Raw genomic sequence first — 18,375 nt, 5'->3', positions numbered from 1 at the left:
TCGGTAACCGAACTACCGCACTGCGCACATGGCTTGACTGACCGTCCGCTCGTACCGTCCCCCTTGTCGCATCCACGGGAAGAGGGAGCCGAAGCAATGCGGAGAATCGACGGCGACCGGCGGCGACGGCAGGACCTTGCCGACGCCGTCTCGGAGCACAGGCCCCGGTTACTGCCGTGGACGACCGGCGACGGCAAGTCCTGCCTGCTGAGCACGGACAGCGCGGGCGGGTACGTCTCGCGCCTCGCCGACGAGATGGAGGCCGCACAGCTCGCCCTGGCCGAGGAGGTGCTCAAGGAGGCCCACGAGGTCTTGGGCGACTCCCTGTCCACGTACACGAACGTGCGGTACGCCGGGATCCGTCTCGCCGACTGCCTCACCGATGTCCTGCGGATCGCGGAGAGCCGAGGGCTGCGCCTTCCCGAGCCGGACGCCGGCGAAGAAGGCGGCGGCGGCCCCGCCCTGTCCGCCGAGGCACTCGGTTGATCACGCGGAAGGACATCGGCGAGCGCGTGCAGGACGGAGCGGGGAGGGTCGGCATCCTGCGCGACGTGATCCCCGACTGGGAAGACCCGGCCGAGTGGCCGAGCGAGCGCCGGAAGCGGCGGATGGCCTTCGTGGCCCCCGAGGGCGGTGGCCGCGAGTGGCTGCTGCCGCCGACCTCGCTGACGCGCGCCCGGCTCCCCGGTGCCGTTCGTGACCGGTAGCGGCAGCTCCTCCGCCGTCACCCCGTTCGCGCAGCCCCACCAAGGGGCTCGCGAACGGGGTTACGCGTCGTCCTGCCCCTCGCCGCCCCCAGTGCTGCGGTCCCGCACGTACGTGCCTCGCTGCGGCACCGTGTAGACGTACCCGAGGTCACGCAGGTGGCGCACCGCACGGCGTGCGGTGTCCCGGGCCACGCCACACTTCCGGGTGAGGGCCGACTCCGAGGGGATGGGGCGATCGACCGCGAGCGCGCCCGACTCGATGTCCCGGACGATCTCCGCCGCGATCTGCTGATAGGGCGGTGTCGGGCCTTCGTAGTCGATGCTCGGACTCATGGAGACAGCGTAGACAACCAGGCACGCCCACCTCCTTCCCTCTACGTAGGTAGACGAGGGTATACAAGTTGCTCTACCGTCGTTCATGAAAACGCCCCGACGGACCGATTAGGCCCGGTCCATCGGGGCTTGCCGAACAGCTTGCTAGGAGCTGCACGACCATGCGCGATGCTATCGCCCGCGCCCTCTCCTGGGCGCTCTCCCTCCTCGTCCCCCGTCGGCCCGGACGCCACTCCGCCGCCTTCCTCGCCGGCCGGGCCGAATCCGTCCGAACCGAAGCCCCCGCCCGGTCCGAGGAATCCGTCCGCGTCGACCCGTGGTCGAAGCCGTGGCCCACACCGACTCCCGCGCACGTACGGGACCGCTACGCCCCGCTCCGCGGCGAGGACGTCTCCCTCACCCGCCCGTACTGCCGTGTCGGCAGCGCGTGGGAACTCGATGTGATCTGCGAGCGGCGGCGGGCCGCCGTCCTCGCCACCCTCGGTGTGGACGGGCCGTACGGCTACGACGGTGATCAGTTCGCGGCTCTCGCCGCCGCCGCGACGGCGGTGCCCGCATGACCCGCGACGGACTGACAAGGCCTGTCCCGAATCCTTCCGGTGCTCTGTGCTGCCGCTGCGGACGGCGGACGAACGTGCCCGTGGAAGTCGGCTGCCACCTCCGCGCGAGCGGTCCCGACGTGATCCTGTACGCCTGCCCCGATCACGCCGTGGACGTGGCTCCCGGGCCCGTACCCGGAGAGCTCGACCGGGGCGCGTAGCCCCGCGCGGACGGGGGACGCCCTGCACGGCCGAGCACTGTGCGGGGCTTCCCCCTCGCCGGCGCCCCGGAGGACCGCACCCCGCGCGAGGACCTGTGCGCGGGCGGCGGCCGGTGCCGTACGCGCTAGCGGTTCCCCACCATCACGACGTACACGCCCCCGAGCACCGCGAGCAGGGCGACCACCAGAAAGGTCACCAGGGCGCAGCCGAGCAGACCGGTCACGCCCGCGATCGCCGTCCAGCCCCTGCGGGTCGCCCGGTCGGCGCGGCGGAGGACCTCGCGGCCCTCGTCGTCGTCCCACACGCCGTCGCCGGCCCGCACGTCTTCACTGCCCATGTCCGCCTCCCCCACCGGGCCCCTACCCCTTCGGGCGGGTCGTGCGGACCGCGCCGATGCTCGCCGCGATGACGAGGGCGATGGCCAGGGCGTCGGCGGCGGACAGGGCCTGGCTGAGGACGAGGAAGCCGGCCAGGGCCGCGACGGCCGGTTCCAGGCTCATCAGGATCGCGAAGGTGGGCGCGGGCATCCGGCGCAGGGCGAGGAGTTCCAGGGTGTACGGGAGGACCGAGGACATCAGGGCGACCGCGAGGCCCAGCGCGACCGTCGACGGCACGAGGAGCCGCCCGCCCGCCTCCGCGATGCCGAGCGGCAGGGTGAGGACCGCGCCGAAGGCCATCGCGAGCGCGAGCCCGTCGGCCTGCGGGAAGCGGCGGCCGGTGCGGGCGCCGAAGACGATGTACGCGGCCCACATGCCGCCCGCCCCGAGCGCGAAGGCCGCTCCCAGCGGGTCCAGGCGGTCGAAGCCGCCCCCGCCGAGGAGGACGACGCCGACGAGCGCGAGTCCGGCCCACAGCAGGTTCGTCCAGCGGCGCGAGGCGACCACGGAGAGGACCAGCGGGCCCAGGACCTCCAGGGTCACGGCGGCGCCCAGCGGAATCCGGTCGACGGCCTGGTAGATGAGGACGTTCATCCCCGCCATGGCCGTACCGAAGGCGACGATCGTCCCCCAGTCCGCGCGGCCGTAGCCCCGGACCCGGGGCCGGCAGACGACGAGCAGCACGACCGCGGCGAGCACCAGCCGCAGGGTGACGACGCCGAGGGCGCCGGCGCGCGGCATGAGCAGGACGGCGACGGCGGACCCGAACTGCACCGAGAGCCCGCTCGCCACGACCAGCGCGACCGGCCCGAGCCGACCGCCCGGCGCCTTGTCCCGTACGGAAAATCCCTCCCGTACGGAAACTCCCCGAGGCTCCGCGGCCGCCGCCGTCGCGGCCGGGGTCACGTCCTTGACCGGACTGTCCACCGGCTGCTCCTCCACACGAGACGGGATACGACGTACGGCACGTACGAAGGTGTGCCAGGCGGGTCACCCACCCGGCACCACCTCACCGTACGACCCCCCGCGCGGCAGCGGAAATGCCGATTGCGCTGCGTTTATGCTCCCGACGCATGAGCATCGAGCTGCGCCACCTCCGCTGTTTCCTCGCCATCACCGAGGAGTCCAGCCTGACCAGGGCGGCCGCCCGGCTCCACCTCACCCAGCCCGCCGTCTCCCGCACGCTCGCCGCCCTGGAGCAGCACCTCGGCATCCGGCTGGTCGACCGCTCCACCCACCACCTGGCCCTCACCTCCGAGGGGCTCGCCTTCCGGGGCCGGGCCGCCGCCGCCCTCGCCGCCTTCGACGCGGCCGTCGACCCGGCCGGGCTCCGCCGCCGCCCCCTGCGCCTCGGGCACGCCTGGTCGGCGTTCGGCCCGTACACCACTCCCCTGCTCCGGCGCTGGCAGCGGGAGCACCCCGGCACCCCGCTCGAACTCCTCCGCGTCGACGACCGCACCGCCGGGCTCGCCCGCGGCGAGGTCGACGCCGCCCTGCTCCGGGGCGCGGTGGAGGCGCCCGGCCTGGTCACCGAGGAGCTCGCCACCGAGCCCCGGGTGGCCGCGCTGCCCTCCGACCACCCGCTCGCCGCCCGGTCCCGGCTCGCGCTCGGCGACCTGGCGGGCGAGACGGTCGTCCTCAACACCGTCTCCGGCGCGACCACCCTCGCCCTGTGGCCCGCCGCCGCCCGCCCGGCGGCCACCCTGACCGTCGCCAACACCGACGACTGGCTCACCGCCATCGCCGCCGGCCGGGGCGTCGGCGTCTCCTCCGCCTCGACGGCCGCCCTCCACCCGTACCCGGGCGTCGCCTACCGCCCCCTCCCCGACGCGCCCCCGCTCCCCGTCGTCCTGGCCTGGCGGGACGCCTTCCCGCACCCGGAGACGGAGGCGCTGGCGGCGCTGGCCCGCGAGATCGTCGCGGAGACCGGTACGGCCTCCTGAACCTTCCGGTACGGGACCCCCGCTCACCCCCTCACCGCGCCTCCTCCTCCAGCCCCTCCGCGAGCAGCTCCGCCAGGTGCCGTCCCCGTCCGTCCGTCAGGTCGGCGATCTGCGTACGGCACGAGAAGCCGTCCGCCAGGACCACGGCCCCCGGGGGCGCGTCCCGCAGGGCCGGCAGGAGCCGGTCCTCCGCGCAGGCGACCGAGACCTCGTAGTGGCCCTGCTCGAAGCCGAAGTTGCCCGCGAGGCCGCAGCAGCCGCCCGCCAGGTCGCCGGTGAGCCCCGCGCGGGCGCGCAGCCGCCGGTCGGCGGCGTCGCCCAGGACGGCGTGCTGGTGGCAGTGGGTCTGGCCGGTGACCGGGCGGTCGAGGCGCGGCGGGGCCCAGTCGGGAGCCAGCTCCTCCAGGGCCTCGGCGAAGGTGCGGACGGAGGCGGCGAGACGGGCGGCCCGGGGGTCGTCCGGCAGCAGCTCGGGCAGGTCGGTGCGGAGGGCCGCCGCGCAGGAGGGTTCGAGGACCACCACGGGGAGGCCCCCGTCCGAGGGGGCCGAGGAGCCCGAGGGGGTCGAGGAGCCCGAAGGAGCCGAGGAGCCCGAGGGGTCCAGCACGTCCAGCGTCCTCCGCATCACCCTCCGCGCCGCCCCCAACTGCCCCGTCGACACGTACGTGAGCCCGCAGCACACCCGTCCCTCCGGCAGCCGCACGCCCAGCCCCGCGTCCTCCAGGACCCGGACCGCCGCCCGGCCGACCTCCGGGGACAGGTGGTCGGTGAAGGTGTCGGGCCAGAGGGTCAGGGCCGGCGGGCGGTCCGAGGCGCGCTCCGCGAACCAGGACGTGAACGACGCCTCCGCCACCCTCGGCAGCGTCCGCTCCGGCGTCACCCCCGCGAGCCGCGCCGCGAACGGCAGCCGCATCCCCGCGTTCAGGCCCCGCCCGAACACGTCCAGCCAGTGCGGCAGCCACCCCATCGTCCAGTGCGAGCGCGGCCGGCGCAGGAGGCCGAGCGGGCCCGCGTAGTGCCGGTCCAGGAACTCCGCCTTGTACGCGGCCACGTCGACCCCCACCGGGCAGTCGCTCCGGCAGCCCTTGCAGGACAGGCACAGGTCCAGCGCCTCGCGGACCTCCTCCGAGCGCCAGCCGTCGGTGATCACCTCCCCGATCGCCATCTCGTGCAGCAGCCGCGCCCGCCCCCGGGTCGAGTGCCGCTCCTCCCCGGTCGCGCGGTACGAGGGACACATCACGCCGGGACCCGAACTCGGGCCCTCCACGCGGCACTTGGCCACCCCGACGCACCGGGCCGCCGCCCGCCCGACTCCCACGAGCGTGAGGTCCGTCCCCGAAAGCCCGCCGAACCGCAACCCCTCGTCCAACCGCCCCGGCCGGACCAGCATCCCCGGGTTCAGGCCCCCGTCCGGGTCCCACACGTCCTTGACCGCGCCGAAGAGCCCGACCAGCTCCGCCCCGTACATCCTCGGCAGCAGTTCGGCCCGTGCCCGCCCGTCGCCGTGCTCGCCGGAGAGCGAGCCGCCGTGGGCGACCACCAGGTCCGCCACCGCCTCCGAGAAGCGGCGGAAGTGCCGTACCCCCTCCTCCGTCCACAGGTCGAAGTCGATCCGGACGTGGACGCAGCCGTCCCCGAAGTGCCCGTACGGGATCCCCCGGAGGCCGAAGTCGGCCAGGAGGGAACGGAATGCACGGAGGTACGCGCCGAGGCGCGCCGGCGGCACCGCGCAGTCCTCCCAGCCCGGCCACGCCTCGCCCCCGTCGAGCGCCCGGGTCGCCGTCCCCGCCGCGTCCTCCCGGATCCGCCACAGCGCCCGCTGCCCGGCCGGGTCCCGCACGACGGCCGCGTCCACCGCGTCCGCCGCCCGGACCAGCCGCCACGCCGCGTCCGGCCCGTCCACCTCCACGAACAGCCACGCCCCGCCCCGGGGCAGCCCGACGGCGTCCGGTACGAGGTCGAGGGCCATCCCCTCCACCGTCAGCGGCCCGTACGGGAGCAGCCCCGGCGCCGCGTCCGCCGCCGCGCCCTCGTCCGCGTACCCGAGCACCACCAGGACGGGTTCGGCGGGCAGCGGAACGAGCCGTACCGTCGCCTCCGTGATCACCCCGAGCGTGCCCTCGCCGCCGCAGAAGGAGCGGACCACGTCCACGCCCCGCTCCGGGAGCAGCGCGTCGAGGGCGTACCCGGAGATCCGGCGCGGCAGCCCCTCCGGGTAGCCGGTCCGCAGCAGGGCGAGGTTCTCCCCCACCAGCTCCCGCAGACCGGGCGGCGCGCCCCGCCCGTCCCGCCCGAGCGTCAACTCCGCGCCCCGGTAGGTCACCACTTCCAGCGAGCGCACGTTGTCCGCCGTGGTGCCCCACGCGACCGAGTGCGCCCCGCACGCGTTGTTGCCGATCATCCCGCCGAGCGTGCAGCGGCCGTGCGTGGACGGATCGGGGCCGAAGGTCAGCCCGTACGGGCGGGCCACCGCCCGCAGCCGGTCGAGGACGAGCCCCGGCCGGACCACCGCCGTCCGCTCCTCCGGGTCCAGGGAGACGATCCCGCCCATGTGCCGTGTGAAGTCGAGCACGACGCCCGTGCCCGTGGCCTGCCCGCCGATGGACGTCCCGCCGCCCCGGGCGACCACGGGCGCGCCGTGCGCCCGGCACGCCTCCAGGGCCGCCGCGACGTCGGCGGCGTCGCGCGGGGCGACCGTACCGGCCGGAACGCGGCGGTAGTTGGAGGCGTCCATGGTGGTCAGAGCCCTGGCGGCGGCGGAGAAGTCGACCTCCCCGGCGACGGCCGAACGCAGGGCGGCGGCGAGTTCGGACGCGTGTTCCTGGTGTGTTCCCACAAGTCCAGGATCTCGCGTCCCTCGTCTCATCGGGCGGACATCCGGCGACCGGCGCCTCCGCGACCCGATACCCTCCGCCTCGTGGCTGATATCCAGATTCCCGCTGACATCAAGCCCGCCGACGGCCGTTTCGGCGCGGGCCCCTCCAAGGTGCGTACGGAGGCGCTGGACGCCCTGGCCGCCACCGGCACCTCCCTCCTCGGTACGTCCCACCGCCAGGCTCCGGTCAAGAACCTGGTCGGCGAGGTGCGTACCGGCATCCGTGACCTCTTCTCGCTGCCCGAGGGCTACGAGGTGGTCCTGGGCAACGGCGGCTCCACCGCCTTCTGGGACGTCGCGACCCACGGACTGATCGAGAACAGGTCCCAGCACCTGACCTTCGGCGAGTTCTCCTCCAAGTTCGCGAAGGCCGCCGAGCTGGCCCCCTGGCTGGCCGACCCGAGCGTGATCTCCTCCGACCCGGGCACGCACCCGGAGCCGGTGGCCGAGGCGGGCGTCGACGTCTACGCGTACACCCACAACGAGACCTCCACCGGTGTCGCCGCCCCGATCAGGCGGGTCGCGGGCGCCGACGAGGGCGCGCTCGTCCTGGTGGACGCGACCTCCGGCGCGGGCGGCCTGCCCGTCGACATCGCCGAGACGGACGTCTACTACTTCGCCCCGCAGAAGTCCTTCGCGGCCGACGGCGGCCTGTGGCTGGCGGCCTTCTCGCCCGCCGCCCTGGAGCGCGCGCAGCGGATCCACGCCTCCGGCCGGCACGTCCCCGAGTTCTTCTCGCTGCCGACCGCGATCGACAACTCGCTGAAGAACCAGACGTACAACACCCCGGCGCTCGCGACCCTCTTCCTGCTGAACGAGCAGCTGAAGTGGATCAACGGCCAGGGCGGTCTGGACTGGGCCGTGGCCCGGACGAAGGAGTCGTCGGACGCGCTGTACACGTGGGCCGAGGAGTCCAAGTACGCCTCCCCGTTCGTGGCGGACGCGGCGAAGCGCTCGCAGGTCATCGGCACGATCGACTTCGCGGACGAGATCGACGCGGCGGCGGTCGCGAAGGTGCTGCGCGCCAACGGGATCGTGGACACCGAGCCGTACCGCAAGCTGGGCCGCAACCAGCTGCGCATCGCGATGTTCCCGGCGGTCGACCCGGCGGACGTGCGGGCCCTGACGGCCTGCGTGGACTACGTGATCGAGAAGCTGTAACCCCCTCTGCCCGGGGAAGAGGGCCCGGCACCGCACGCGCGGTGCCGGGCCCTTCTCCGTGTACGTCAGCGGCTCAGGGCCTGGTAGCGGCGGACCGCGAGGGGCAGGAAGAGCGCCACGAGGACGAGCGGCCGGACGACGGCCATCAGGACGGCGTGCTGCTCGACCCAGGAGCCGCCGCCCGCGCCCGGGTCGCCGAAGAGCTCGCGGGTGGCGGTCACGGTGGACGAGGGGAGGAAGAGGGTCAGCGGCGCCTGACGAGCCGCTTGCCCGCCACCACCAGGAGCGTGGCGCCGGCGAGGACGAGGAAGCCGACGGTCACGTCGCCCTGGTCGCCGGGGCCCGGGGCGGCGGACGCGGACGGCGACGCGGAGGAGGGGGCGCCGGGGGAGGCCGGGGCACCGCCCGGGGCCTGCCCGTCCCGGCCGCCGCCCGACGGCGGGTCCACGCGCAGGACCCGGCTCTCCTTCCCCTCCGAGCCGAACATGAGGGCCGAGCCGTCCGCCGTGTACGTCACCGACTCCGCCTGCCCCTGGAAGGGCACCCCCACGGACACCCCCTCCCCCTCGATCCGCCCGTCCTTCCAGGCGTACTCCCGGGCGGCGAAGTAGCCGCGCAGGACGAGCCGTTCGCCGTCCGGCGAGAAGGCGCCGTCGGTCACCCACGGCACCTCGGCCACGCGCCGGAAGACGTTGGTCCCGGACCGGGAGAGGCGTTCGGGCCCCGCGTACAGGCCGCCGCCGTCCTCGTTCTTGCTCGCGATGTACACCCGGCCGGTCTTCGGATGGACCATCAGGGCCTCGGCGTTGCGCGCGCCGTCGGCGTACTTCACGACGTACTGCTCCGCCGCCACCTTCTGGTCCCCGAGGACCTTCGGCTCGGGGAAGCGGTAGATCCAGACGTGGTCCCAGGAGCCGTCGAGGTTGTCGCCGACGTCGCCGACGTAGAGGGCGCCGTCGGGGCCGACGGAGATCGCCTCCATGTCCCGGGGGGTGCCGACCCCCTGCATGGTCAGGGTCGCGACCGTCTCCCCCGTACGGGAGTCGACGCCGTAGATCAGGGGCGCGTCCTGGTCGTTGTGCGTCCAGTAGATCCCCGGATGGGCGCGGCTCGCGGCGAGGCCGCTGGACTCGGTGATCCGGGCGTCCCGGACCGTGAAGTCCCGGTCGGGCTCCTGACCTTCGGCGCGGGCATGACCGGCCGGGAGCAGCACCAGGGCCGCGGCCGTACCGAGGGCGCACAGAGCAGATCGCATGCGTCCAAGCCTGCCACGGGGCGCCCGTAACCCGTTGACCATGATCGGATCCGCTGCCATGGTCGCGCCCATGCCCTTCCTCACCGCGCCCGACGGCACGGCACTCGCGTACCACGACTCCGGCCCCGCGTCCGGCCCCGGGGCCCCGCTGCTCTGCCTCCCCAGCGGCCCGATGCAGGACTCCGCCCACCTGGGCGGCCTCGGCGGCCTCGCGGCCCGCCGCCGCCTGGTCCGCCTCGACCCGCGGGGCACGGGGGCGTCCGCCGTACCGGCCGACCCGGCCTCGTACCGCTGCGACCGCCTGGTGGAGGACGTGGAGGCGCTGCGGGCGCACCTCGGCCTCGACGCCGTCGACCTGCTCGGGCACTCGGCGGGCGCCGACCTGGCCGCGCTGTACGTGACCCGGCACCCCGGCCGCGTGGCCCGTCTGGTGCTCGTCGCGCCGGGCACGGCGGCGGTGGGGCTCGACACGCCCCCGGAGGAGCGGCTGACGACGGCCCGGCTGCGGAGCGGGGAGCCGTGGTTCGGCCCGGCGTACGCGGCCCTTGAGGAGGTCACGGCGGGGCGCGGTACGGCGGAGGCGTTCGGGGCGGTCGCGCCGTTCTTCCACGGCACCTGGGACGAAGCGGCACGGAAGCGGCACGGCGCAGGCGACCGGCGGCGCAACGACGGGGCCGCGGCGGCGTACGGCGGCGAGGGCGCCTACGACCCGCCCGCCACGCGCGCGGTGCTCGCGGAGTTCGACCGCCCGGTCCTGGTGGTGGCGGGCCAGGGGGACGTGAACACCCCGCCGCCGACGGCCGCCGCGTACGCGGCCCTGTTCCCGAAGGCGGAGCTCGCCGTCCTGGCCGGCGCGGGCCACTTCCCGTGGCACGACGCCCCGGACGCCTTCACGGAGGCGGTGGACACCTTCCTCACGGCCTGAGACCCCCCGCGAAACAGACCCCGCCCCTTTGCCGTTTCCGCAACAGAACTGGCCCGGCACACGAACGCTGCGCGACGGTGGGCCCATGGCAGACGACACCGCAGCAGAAGCCCTCCCCGCCTCCACCGAGCCGTCCACCGACGGCTACGCCGGCGACCCCGCCGTGCGCGACGCGTGGGACGCCCGCTACTCCGAGCGCCACCGGCTCTGGAGCGGGCGGCCCAACGGGGCGCTCGTCGCCGAGGTCGCCGGCCTCTCCCCCGGCCGCGCGCTCGACGTCGGCTGCGGCGAGGGCGCGGACGCCATCTGGCTCGCCCGCTCCGGCTGGGACGTCACCGCCCTGGAGGTCTCCGGGGTGGCCCTCGCCCGGGCCGCCGCCCACGCGCGGGACGCCGGCGCCGACGTCCGCTGGGTGCACGCCGGACTGGTCGAGGCGGCGCTCCCGCCCGCCTCCTTCGACCTGGTCTCCGCGCAGTACCCGGCGCTGCTCCGCACACCGGACTCGGCGGCCGAGCGCGCCCTGCTCGACGCCGTCGCGCCCGGCGGCGTCCTCCTGCTCGTCCACCACGCGGGCATGGACGGGCACCACGCCGAACGACAGGACGACGCCTTCGACCCCGCCGCCTACGTGTGGCCCTCGATGGTCGCCGCGCTCCTCGGCGACGACTGGCGGATCGAGGTGGACGAGGAGCGGCCCCGCGTGGTGCCGGAGGGCGGCGCGGGCGCCCACCACACCGACGACGTCGTCCTGCGGGCCCGCCGCCTGCGCTGACGCCCGGACGGATCCCGGGGGGGGTGCCCCGGATCACAACAAGCCCCGGCGCACGATCCGCGATGATGTGACCATGCGTTTTCTGTTCGTCGGCGACAGCATGACCATCGGACGCGCCGGCGACTGGACCTGGCGCTACCGGATGTGGCAGCACCTGGAGGCCGTGCTCCCGGGCGGGTACGAGATCGTGGGCCCCCGGACGGGCCTGTACGACCCGGAGGACCCCGGGGGCCCCCACGCCGCCGAGGCGTACGCCGCCCCGGACTTCCCCGCCCCCGCCCGCCGTCACCTGGCCGGCTGGGGCGAGGGCTGGCTGCACATGGCGCCGGTGATCGGGGAGACGGTCGCGGCGACCGGGGCGGACGTCCTCCTCGTCTCCCTCGGCCTGATCGACCTGGGCTTCTACACGAACAGCGACCAGACGGACGAGAACGTCCGGGCCTTCGTCGGAGCCGCCCGCGCCGCGAACCCGCGCGTCCGGGCGGTCCTCCTCCCGGTCATCCCGAACGTCCGCGCCACCTACGACGCCCCTTTCGCCGCCGAGTGCGCCCGCTTCAACGACCTCCTCGCGAAGGCCGTCGCCGACCTGGACTCACCCGCCTCCCCGCTCCTCCTGGGGACGGTCCCGGAGTCGTACGCCCTCTCCGCCGACACCTACGACGGCACCCACCCGGGCCCCACCGGCGAACACAAGCTGGCGGCGGCCTTCGCGGACGCCATGCACCAGGCGTGGGGGCTGGGCGGCCCGTACGCGCCCGCCCCCTGACGGCCGGACCGTCACCAGGCGAAGGCCTCCGGCGAAGGTCCGGGACCGGGGAAGATCTCGTCGAGCGCGGCCAGCAGCTCCTCGCCCAGCTCGACCTCCAGGGCCCGCAGCGCGCCGGCCAGCTGCTCCGGGGTCCGGGGCCCCACGATCGGCCCCGTCACACCGGGCCGGGTGAGCAGCCACGCCAGGGCGGTCTCCCCGGGGGCGAGCCCGTGCTTGTCGAGCAGGTCCTCGTACGCCTGGAGCTGCGCCCGCGCGGCCGGGTCGGCGAGCGTGGCCGCCGCGCGCCCCTCCGTGCGCCGCCCGCCCCCGGCCTCCTTCTTCAGGACCCCGCCGAGCAGCCCGCCGTGCAGCGGCGACCAGGGGATGACCCCGAGCCCGTACTCCCGCGCGGCCGGAAGGACCTCCATCTCGGCCCGCCGCTCGAAGAGGTTGTACAGACACTGCTCGCTCACGAGCCCGAGGCTTCCGCGCCGCGCGGCGATCTCGTTGGCCTGGGCGATCTTGTACCCGGGGAAGTTGGACGACCCCGCGTAAAGGATCTTCCCCTGCTGGACGAGCACGTCGACGGCCTGCCAGATCTCCTCGAAGGGAGTGGCGCGGTCGACGTGGTGGAACTGGTACAGGTCGATGTGGTCGGTCCCGAGCCGCCGGAGGCTGCCCTCCACGGCCCGCCGGATGTTCACCGCCGAGAGCTTGTCGTGATTGGGCCAGGCCTCCCCGGCGCCCGCCATGTTCCCGTACACCTTGGTGGCGATGACGGTACGGTCCCGGCGACCGCCGCCCTTGGCGAACCAGGAGCCGACGATCTCCTCCGTCCACCCCTTGTTCTCGGCCCCTCCGTACACGTTGGCGGTGTCGAAGAAGTTGAGGCCGGCGTCCAGCGCCGCGTCCATGATCGCGTGGCTGGTGGCCTCGTCCGTCCGGGGTCCGAAGTTCATCGTGCCGAGGACGAGTCGGCTGACCTTGAGTCCGGTGCGTCCGAGCTGCGTGTACTCCATGAGTCACCAGCCAACTACCTGGAGCGCACTCCAGGCAAGCCTACTGGCCGACCACCGACGCCACGGCAACGACGACGAACATCAGTACGAGGGCACCGGCCATGATCCGGTTGCGAGTCTTCGGGTCCACGCTCCGAGGTTAACCCGCCCCGCTTCCGCCCCCTCCCAGGGGCCACGATCCGACCGTCTCGTACCGGGGCCGCTCCCCCCGCACCCCGCTCACCGGCAGCTCGGACCGCACGAGAACCAGCTCCCCCACCTCCCACCGGCCGCCCTCGAACCCGTCGAGCACGCCCAGGAAGGGCCCCACATCGGCCCCCTGCCCCCTCCCGACGGTCAGATGGGCCCGGTACCGGCGGTGCTCCTCCCTCGCGATCCCGGCCCGGCGCGCGGCCGCGTCGGACCGCTCGGCGAGGAGCCGCAGCGTGTCCAGGTCCCCGGCGACCCCGGCCCACAGCGTCCGCCGCCCGAAGTGCCCGCCCCCGCGCAGCCGCAACGGGAAGACGGGCGTACGGGAAGCGGCCCGCTCGAGCCGCACCCGCAACCCGGGCAGCAGGGCTTCGTCCACCTCCCCCATGAAGGCGAGCGTGAGGTGCCACCCCTCCCGCGAGGTCCACCGCACTCCCCCGCCCCCGGGCGATCCCCGCAACCGGTCGACCACGCACCCGAGCTCGTCCAACCGCTCCGGGGGCGGCAGCACGGCGGCGAAGAGCCTCATACGGAGAAGTGTGGCACCGCCCGGTCCCCGCCGACGGGCGCGACTTGACCAGTAAAGGGAGGACGGCTTGCCCGCGACGACGAGACCGGCCGATCATCGGCCCATGAGACCCGAAGTGCAGGCGTTCGTGGCCGACGGCCCGCTCCCCGACTGGGACGCGAGCGAAGAGGAGATCGACAGGCGCGTACGGCAGCTCGACGCGATCTCGGCGCCGGTCACCGCGGAAGAGGCCCGGGCGCTCGTCTCCTGCTTCGGACCGGACGACTGCTACGGCGTCGCCTGGTCGCTCCTCCACCTCATCGAGACCGCCCCGGGCCCGGTCCTGGCCACCGACCCCGGCCCGGACGCCGACGAGTGGCACCGGCGCCTCCACCACCGCGCCGTGCGTGCGGAACCCGCCCCCCGACCGCCTACCCTCACCCCATGAGGATCCGCAAGGGCGGCCCGGAAGACATACCCGCCGTACTGGCCATCCTGGACAGCGCCGTCACCTGGCTGAACGACAAGGACATCACCGCCCAGTGGGGCACCGAACCCTTCACGGCCCGCCCCGCCGCCGTACGGCAGGTCGAGGAGACGGTGGCCGAGGGCGACCTCTGGATGGCGGAGATCGACGGCACACCGGCGGGCACGATGACCCTGACCCCCCACCCGGGCAAGCACGTGCCCCCCGCACCCGAACCGGAGGTCTACGTGCGCCTCCTGGCGACGGACGGGAACTTCCACCACCACGGCGTGGGAGCGGCCCTCCTCCGGCACGCCGCCGGGGAAACCCGCCGCAAGAACGTCTCGCTCCTCCGCGTGGACTGCTTCGCGGGCAGCGAGGGCCGCCTGATCGCGTACTACGAGAAGCAGGGCTTCACCCGCGCGGACACCTTCGCCGTGGGCGACTGGCAGGGCCAGATCCTGGAGCGGCGGGTCTGACGACGACGTACGGGAGGGGGCGGGGCCGGAGCGGGGGGCGTCCGGGCGTAAAGGCGTCCTGAACCCGCGAAGCGTGGTGGGACGCGGCCCGGGCACCCCCTCCCCCCGGAGGCCCCGGACCCGTCACCCACGCCCCGAGAACTACGCCGCAGTCGTCAGACGCTCCCGCGCCACGAACCGGACCTGCGGATGCCCCCGCCGCCACCCCACGGCGACCTTGAGCCCCCCGACCCGGGCGAGCACGAGCCCGACGACAACGGCCGCGGCGAGCGAGATCAGCCCGCCCGCGGCAAAGCCGATCCGAGCGCCGTACGCGTCGGTGACCCACCCGAGCAGCGGCGCACCGATGGGCGTCCCCCCGGCGAAGACCATCATGTAGAGGCTCATCACCCGCCCCCGCATCGCGGGGTCGGTGGCCATCTGCACGGCGGAGTTGGCGGTGACGTTGACCGTGAGCCCGATCATGCCGATCGGCACGAGCAGCAACGCGAACAGCCAGAACGCCGGCGACAGGGCGGCGACGACCTCCAGCACACCGAAGACGCCCGCCGCGATCACGAGCATCCGCAGCCGGGTGGACCCGCGCCGGGCCGCCGCGAGGGCACCCACGAGCGACCCGACGGCCATCAGCGTGTTGAGGAACCCGTACGTACCGGCACCGACGTGGAAGACCTCGCCGGAGAACGCGGTGAGCCAGATCGGAAAGTTGAACCCGAAGGTCCCGACGAACCCGACCAGCACGATGGGCCACACCAGATCGGGCCGCCCGGCGACGTACCGCAGCCCTTCCCGCAGCTGCCCCTTCCCCCGGGGCACCCGCTCCACCCTGTGGAGCTCACCGGTCCGCATGAGCAGCAGGCTGACGACCGGCGCGACGAAGGACAGACCGTTCAGCAGGAAGGCCCACCCACTCCCGACCCCGGCGATGAGAACACCGGCGACGGCGGGCCCGACGAGCCGGGCGGACTGGAAGTTGGCGGAGTTCAGCGAAACGGCGTTGCGGAGCTGCTCGGGCCCGACCATCTCGGACACGAAGGACTGCCGCGCCGGATTGTCGACGACGGTGACCATGCCCAGCAGAAAGGCGATCAGGTACACGTGCCACACCTGCACGTGCCCGGACAGGGTCAGCGCGGCGAGCGCGACGCCACACAGCCCGAGGGCCGCCTGGCTGACGAGGAGGAGCTGCCGCTTCGGGTACCGGTCGGCGACGACACCGCCGTACAGGCCGAAGAGCAGCATCGGCAGGAACTGGAGGGCCGTCGTGATGCCGACGGCGGCGGCCGAGCCGGTGAGGCTCAGGACGAGCCAGTCCTGCGTGATCCGGGCCATCCACGTACCGGTGTTGGAGACGATCGCTCCGGTGAAGAACAGCCGGTAGTTCCGGATCCTGAGCGAGGAGAAGGTCTCCCCGCCCCGGCGGGTACGGGTATCGGGTTTGTGGACGGGTGCGGAGTCTGCTCCGGGTCCCGTACTCAAAGTGCGTCGCCTCCTCGGCTCGTGGTCTACAGGTGTGCGAGCTTCTCCAGGACGGGGGCGGCCGCGCGCAGCGTGGCCCATTCGTCCTCGTCCAGACCCTCGGCGAGCGCGGCCAGCCAGGCGTTCCGCTTGCGGCGGGACTCCTCCAGCATGGCCTCGGCCTGCTCGGTCTGGCTGACCACCTTCTGCCGGCGGTCGTCGGGGTGCGGCTCCAGCCGGACCAGTCCCTTGGCTTCGAGCAGCGCGACGATGCGGGTCATCGAGGGCGGCTGGACGTGCTCCTTGCGGGCCAGCTCGCCGGGGGTCGCGGAGCCGCAGAGCGACAGGGTGCCGAGCACCGACATCTCGGTGGGGCTCAGCGATTCGTCGACGCGCTGGTGCTTGAGGCGTCGGCCCAGCCGCATGACGGAGGAGCGGAGCGCGTTCACGGCCGCGACGTCGTCGGCGGTGCCGTGGGACAGGTCAGGCATGTTCGTTAGCTTAACTCATTACTCTACCTAAATACCACCGGAGCCCGACCGACGTCGCACGCATCACACGCTCCGCCCCCGCCCCCACGCCCCCCACCCGCGACAACACACACGGACACGGATCACGCTTCGGCATCCATGTATCACCCGAACGAGTGAGTCGGATCCAGAAAGTGACGCAAAGAAGCACCGGCTGCCCCGACCCTGACGGCATGGGATCGACAGTGCTCAGCCTGCGCATCGACGGTGAGCTGCTCGACCGGCTCAGGAGTCACGCCGCGAAAAGAGGAATGAGCGTCCAGGACTACGTGGCCCGGACGCTCATTCGCGAGGATTTCGACGAGCGGTTCAAGACCGCCGTCGACGAGACGGAGAAGTTCTACGGCGCGGAGGGGACGGAGGCGGGGCGGGAAGAGGCTCCCGCCCCGCCCCGGGATCACGTGAGGCCGAGCGCCGGCATCGCGTAGTAGAAGACGAACACCGCCGACACGACGTACATGGCCACCGGGACCTCGCGGCCCCGGCCGGCCGCGAGCCGCAGCACGCTGAAGGCGATGAAGCCGATGCCGATGCCGTTCGTGATCGAGTACGTGAACGGCATCATCACCATGGCCAGGAACGCCGGCACCGCGATGGTGAAGTCGCTCCAGTCGATGTCCCTGACCGAACCGGCCATGATCAGGAAGCCGACCGCGAGCAGCGCGGGGGTGGCGGCCTGGGACGGGACCATCGTGGCCAGCGGCGTGAGGAACAGCGCCACAGAGAAGAGACCGCCGGTGACCACGGAGGCGAGGCCGGTCCTGGCCCCCTCGCCGACGCCGGCCGTGGACTCCACGAAGCAGGTGGTGGCGGAGGACGAGGTCGCGCCGCCGGAGGCGACGGCCAGGCCGTCCACGAGGAGCACCTTGTTGATGCCGGGGAAGTTCCCGTCCTTGTCCGTCAGCCCGGCCTCGTCGCCGACGCCGAGGATCGTGCCCATGGCGTCGAAGAAGCAGGACAGCAGCACGGTGAAGACGAAGAGGACGCCGGTCAGGACGCCGACCTTGTGGAAGCCGCCGAAGAGGCTGAACTCCCAGAAGAGGCCGAAGTCGGGCGAGGCGACCGGGTTGCCGGGCCACTCCGGGGTGGTCAGGCCCCAGGACGGGACGTCGGCCACCGCGTTGATCACCATGGCGACGATCGTCATGACGACGATCGAGATGAGGATGGCGCCGGGGACCTTGCGGACGATCAGCGCGAGGGTGAGCAGCACGCCCAGGGCGAAGACGAGGACCGGCCAGCCGGTGAGGTGGCCGTCGCCGCCGAGCTGGAGCGGGACGGTGGTGTGCGCGGCGTCGGGGATGCGGGAGACGAAGCCCGAGTCCACGAGGCCGATCAGCATGATGAAGAGGCCGATGCCGATCGCGATGCCCTTGCGGAGCCCGGCCGGGACGGCGCTCATGACGCGCTCGCGCAGTCCGGTCGCGACGAGCAGCATCACGACGATGCCGGCGAGGACGACCATGCCCATGGCGTCGGGCCAGGACATCCGGGGCGCGAGCTGGAGCGCGACGACGGTGTTGACGCCGAGGCCGGCGGCGAGGGCGATCGGCACGTTGCCGATGACGCCCATGAGGAGGGTCGTGAACGCCGCCGTGAGGACGGTGGCGGTGACGAGCTGGCCGCCGTCGAGCTGGTGCCCGTACATGTCCTTGGCGCTGCCGAGGATGATCGGGTTCAGCACGATGATGTAGGCCATCGCGAAGAAGGTGGCGAAGCCGCCGCGGACCTCGCGGGCGACGGTCGAGCCGCGCTCGGAGATCCTGAAGAAGCGGTCGAGTCCGGAGGACGGTTCGGGGGAACCGGACGGCTCGGGGGAAGGGGCCTTGGCGGTGGCCGTGGTGCTCATGGGAGTCCTCGTAGGAAAGT

At 73.6% G+C, this 18,375-nt stretch carries 21 protein-coding genes and 1 pseudogene; 11 read left to right on the top strand and 11 right to left on the bottom strand.

The window, feature by feature from the left end:
• The first annotated feature begins 96 nt into the window (after nucleotides 1–96).
• Both OO47_RS07605 and OO47_RS07600 read left to right on the top strand, forming a co-directional pair.
• The gene (locus OO47_RS07605; protein ID WP_033208389.1) at nucleotides 97–486 is read left to right on the top strand and encodes a hypothetical protein; all 390 of its coding nucleotides are present in this window, start codon (nucleotides 97–99) and stop codon (nucleotides 484–486) included.
• Nucleotides 483–707 carry a hypothetical protein gene (locus OO47_RS07600; RefSeq protein WP_030208561.1) on the top strand — a complete coding sequence of 75 codons (225 nt, stop codon included), beginning with the start codon at nucleotides 483–485 and terminating at the stop codon, nucleotides 705–707. The genes OO47_RS07605 and OO47_RS07600 overlap by 4 nt, the downstream gene beginning before the upstream one ends.
• Before the next feature lie 60 nt (nucleotides 708–767).
• Here the strand turns inward: OO47_RS07600 and OO47_RS07595 are convergent, their stop codons facing one another.
• Nucleotides 768–1,040: a GntR family transcriptional regulator gene (locus OO47_RS07595; protein ID WP_033208386.1), complete on the bottom strand. Its 273-nt coding sequence runs from the start codon at nucleotides 1,038–1,040 to the stop codon at nucleotides 768–770.
• Nucleotides 1,041–1,201: 161 nt separating this feature from the next.
• Between OO47_RS07595 and OO47_RS07590 the strand changes: the two genes are divergently transcribed.
• Nucleotides 1,202–1,600 carry a hypothetical protein gene (locus tag OO47_RS07590; protein WP_051715524.1) on the top strand — a complete coding sequence of 133 codons (399 nt, stop codon included), beginning with the start codon at nucleotides 1,202–1,204 and terminating at the stop codon, nucleotides 1,598–1,600.
• Between the two features lie 325 nt (nucleotides 1,601–1,925).
• On the opposite strand, the gene OO47_RS07585 is transcribed toward OO47_RS07590, so the two are convergent.
• Nucleotides 1,926–2,138, bottom strand: coding sequence for a hypothetical protein (locus tag OO47_RS07585; protein WP_030208556.1), 213 nt, complete (start codon nucleotides 2,136–2,138; stop codon nucleotides 1,926–1,928).
• 22 nt (nucleotides 2,139–2,160) lie between these two features.
• Complete coding sequence (locus tag OO47_RS07580; protein WP_234323101.1) at nucleotides 2,161–3,105, bottom strand: EamA family transporter; 945 nt, start codon at nucleotides 3,103–3,105, stop codon at nucleotides 2,161–2,163.
• A gap of 146 nt (nucleotides 3,106–3,251) precedes the next feature.
• On the opposite strand from OO47_RS07580, the gene OO47_RS07575 reads away from it, so the two are divergent.
• Complete coding sequence (locus OO47_RS07575) at nucleotides 3,252–4,121, top strand: LysR family transcriptional regulator (RefSeq protein ID WP_030208552.1); 870 nt, start codon at nucleotides 3,252–3,254, stop codon at nucleotides 4,119–4,121.
• A 31-nt stretch (nucleotides 4,122–4,152) separates the two neighbouring features.
• Here the strand turns inward: OO47_RS07575 and OO47_RS07570 are convergent, their stop codons facing one another.
• Nucleotides 4,153–6,987 (bottom strand): FAD-binding and (Fe-S)-binding domain-containing protein, encoded by a 2,835-nt coding sequence (locus OO47_RS07570; RefSeq protein ID WP_030208550.1) that lies wholly within the window; start codon nucleotides 6,985–6,987, stop codon nucleotides 4,153–4,155.
• A 51-nt stretch (nucleotides 6,988–7,038) separates the two neighbouring features.
• On the opposite strand from OO47_RS07570, the gene serC reads away from it, so the two are divergent.
• On the top strand, nucleotides 7,039–8,157 hold the full coding sequence (gene serC / locus OO47_RS07565) for a phosphoserine transaminase (RefSeq protein WP_030208541.1): 1,119 nt from the start codon (nucleotides 7,039–7,041) through the stop codon (nucleotides 8,155–8,157).
• Between the two features lie 65 nt (nucleotides 8,158–8,222).
• On the opposite strand, the pseudogene OO47_RS34750 reads toward serC, so the two are convergent.
• Nucleotides 8,223–8,387: pseudogene (locus OO47_RS34750) on the bottom strand (ABC transporter permease); the annotation flags it as partial.
• A 14-nt stretch (nucleotides 8,388–8,401) separates the two neighbouring features.
• On the bottom strand, nucleotides 8,402–9,412 hold the full coding sequence (locus OO47_RS07560) for a membrane protein (protein ID WP_030208539.1): 1,011 nt from the start codon (nucleotides 9,410–9,412) through the stop codon (nucleotides 8,402–8,404).
• 70 nt (nucleotides 9,413–9,482) lie between these two features.
• Between OO47_RS07560 and OO47_RS07555 the strand changes: the two genes are divergently transcribed.
• The 3 genes from OO47_RS07555 to OO47_RS07545 all read left to right on the top strand — a co-directional run bounded on the left by OO47_RS07555 (nucleotide 9,483) and on the right by OO47_RS07545 (nucleotide 11,875).
• A complete protein-coding gene (locus tag OO47_RS07555; RefSeq protein WP_030208537.1) occupies nucleotides 9,483–10,337 on the top strand; it encodes an alpha/beta fold hydrolase in 855 nt (284 codons plus the stop codon).
• Nucleotides 10,338–10,422: 85 nt separating this feature from the next.
• Nucleotides 10,423–11,109, top strand: coding sequence for a class I SAM-dependent methyltransferase (locus tag OO47_RS07550; protein ID WP_030208534.1), 687 nt, complete (start codon nucleotides 10,423–10,425; stop codon nucleotides 11,107–11,109).
• A 73-nt stretch (nucleotides 11,110–11,182) separates the two neighbouring features.
• Nucleotides 11,183–11,875 carry a GDSL-type esterase/lipase family protein gene (locus tag OO47_RS07545; protein WP_030208532.1) on the top strand — a complete coding sequence of 231 codons (693 nt, stop codon included), beginning with the start codon at nucleotides 11,183–11,185 and terminating at the stop codon, nucleotides 11,873–11,875.
• A gap of 11 nt (nucleotides 11,876–11,886) precedes the next feature.
• Here OO47_RS07545 and OO47_RS07540 read toward each other — a convergent pair whose 3' ends face one another.
• Complete coding sequence (locus OO47_RS07540) at nucleotides 11,887–12,876, bottom strand: aldo/keto reductase (protein ID WP_030208530.1); 990 nt, start codon at nucleotides 12,874–12,876, stop codon at nucleotides 11,887–11,889.
• 139 nt (nucleotides 12,877–13,015) lie between these two features.
• The gene (thpR, locus tag OO47_RS07535; protein ID WP_030208527.1) at nucleotides 13,016–13,594 is read right to left on the bottom strand and encodes an RNA 2',3'-cyclic phosphodiesterase; all 579 of its coding nucleotides are present in this window, start codon (nucleotides 13,592–13,594) and stop codon (nucleotides 13,016–13,018) included.
• Nucleotides 13,595–13,697: 103 nt separating this feature from the next.
• Between thpR and OO47_RS07530 the strand changes: the two genes are divergently transcribed.
• Nucleotides 13,698–14,021 carry a hypothetical protein gene (locus OO47_RS07530; protein WP_063831885.1) on the top strand — a complete coding sequence of 108 codons (324 nt, stop codon included), beginning with the start codon at nucleotides 13,698–13,700 and terminating at the stop codon, nucleotides 14,019–14,021.
• A complete protein-coding gene (locus OO47_RS07525) occupies nucleotides 14,018–14,518 on the top strand; it encodes a GNAT family N-acetyltransferase (RefSeq protein ID WP_030208521.1) in 501 nt (166 codons plus the stop codon). Before OO47_RS07530 ends, OO47_RS07525 begins: the two co-directional genes overlap by 4 nt.
• A gap of 141 nt (nucleotides 14,519–14,659) precedes the next feature.
• On the opposite strand, the gene OO47_RS07520 is transcribed toward OO47_RS07525, so the two are convergent.
• Nucleotides 14,660–15,997, bottom strand: coding sequence for an MFS transporter (locus OO47_RS07520; protein WP_030208518.1), 1,338 nt, complete (start codon nucleotides 15,995–15,997; stop codon nucleotides 14,660–14,662).
• 26 nt (nucleotides 15,998–16,023) lie between these two features.
• Nucleotides 16,024–16,467: a MarR family winged helix-turn-helix transcriptional regulator gene (locus OO47_RS07515; RefSeq protein ID WP_030208515.1), complete on the bottom strand. Its 444-nt coding sequence runs from the start codon at nucleotides 16,465–16,467 to the stop codon at nucleotides 16,024–16,026.
• Nucleotides 16,468–16,679: 212 nt separating this feature from the next.
• Between OO47_RS07515 and OO47_RS07510 the strand changes: the two genes are divergently transcribed.
• Complete coding sequence (locus OO47_RS07510) at nucleotides 16,680–16,934, top strand: hypothetical protein (protein WP_037664927.1); 255 nt, start codon at nucleotides 16,680–16,682, stop codon at nucleotides 16,932–16,934.
• On the opposite strand, the gene OO47_RS07505 is transcribed toward OO47_RS07510, so the two are convergent.
• Complete coding sequence (locus tag OO47_RS07505; RefSeq protein ID WP_030208511.1) at nucleotides 16,904–18,355, bottom strand: NCS2 family permease; 1,452 nt, start codon at nucleotides 18,353–18,355, stop codon at nucleotides 16,904–16,906. The genes OO47_RS07510 and OO47_RS07505 overlap by 31 nt on opposite strands.
• Nucleotides 18,356–18,375: the final 20 nt, after the last annotated feature.

Source organism: Streptomyces bikiniensis (genome assembly GCF_000716625.1).
Taxonomy (GTDB): domain Bacteria; phylum Actinomycetota; class Actinomycetes; order Streptomycetales; family Streptomycetaceae; genus Streptomyces; species Streptomyces bikiniensis.
The sequence above is the reverse complement of the archived record's forward strand: the minus strand, read 5'-3'. Positions and strand labels throughout refer to the sequence as shown.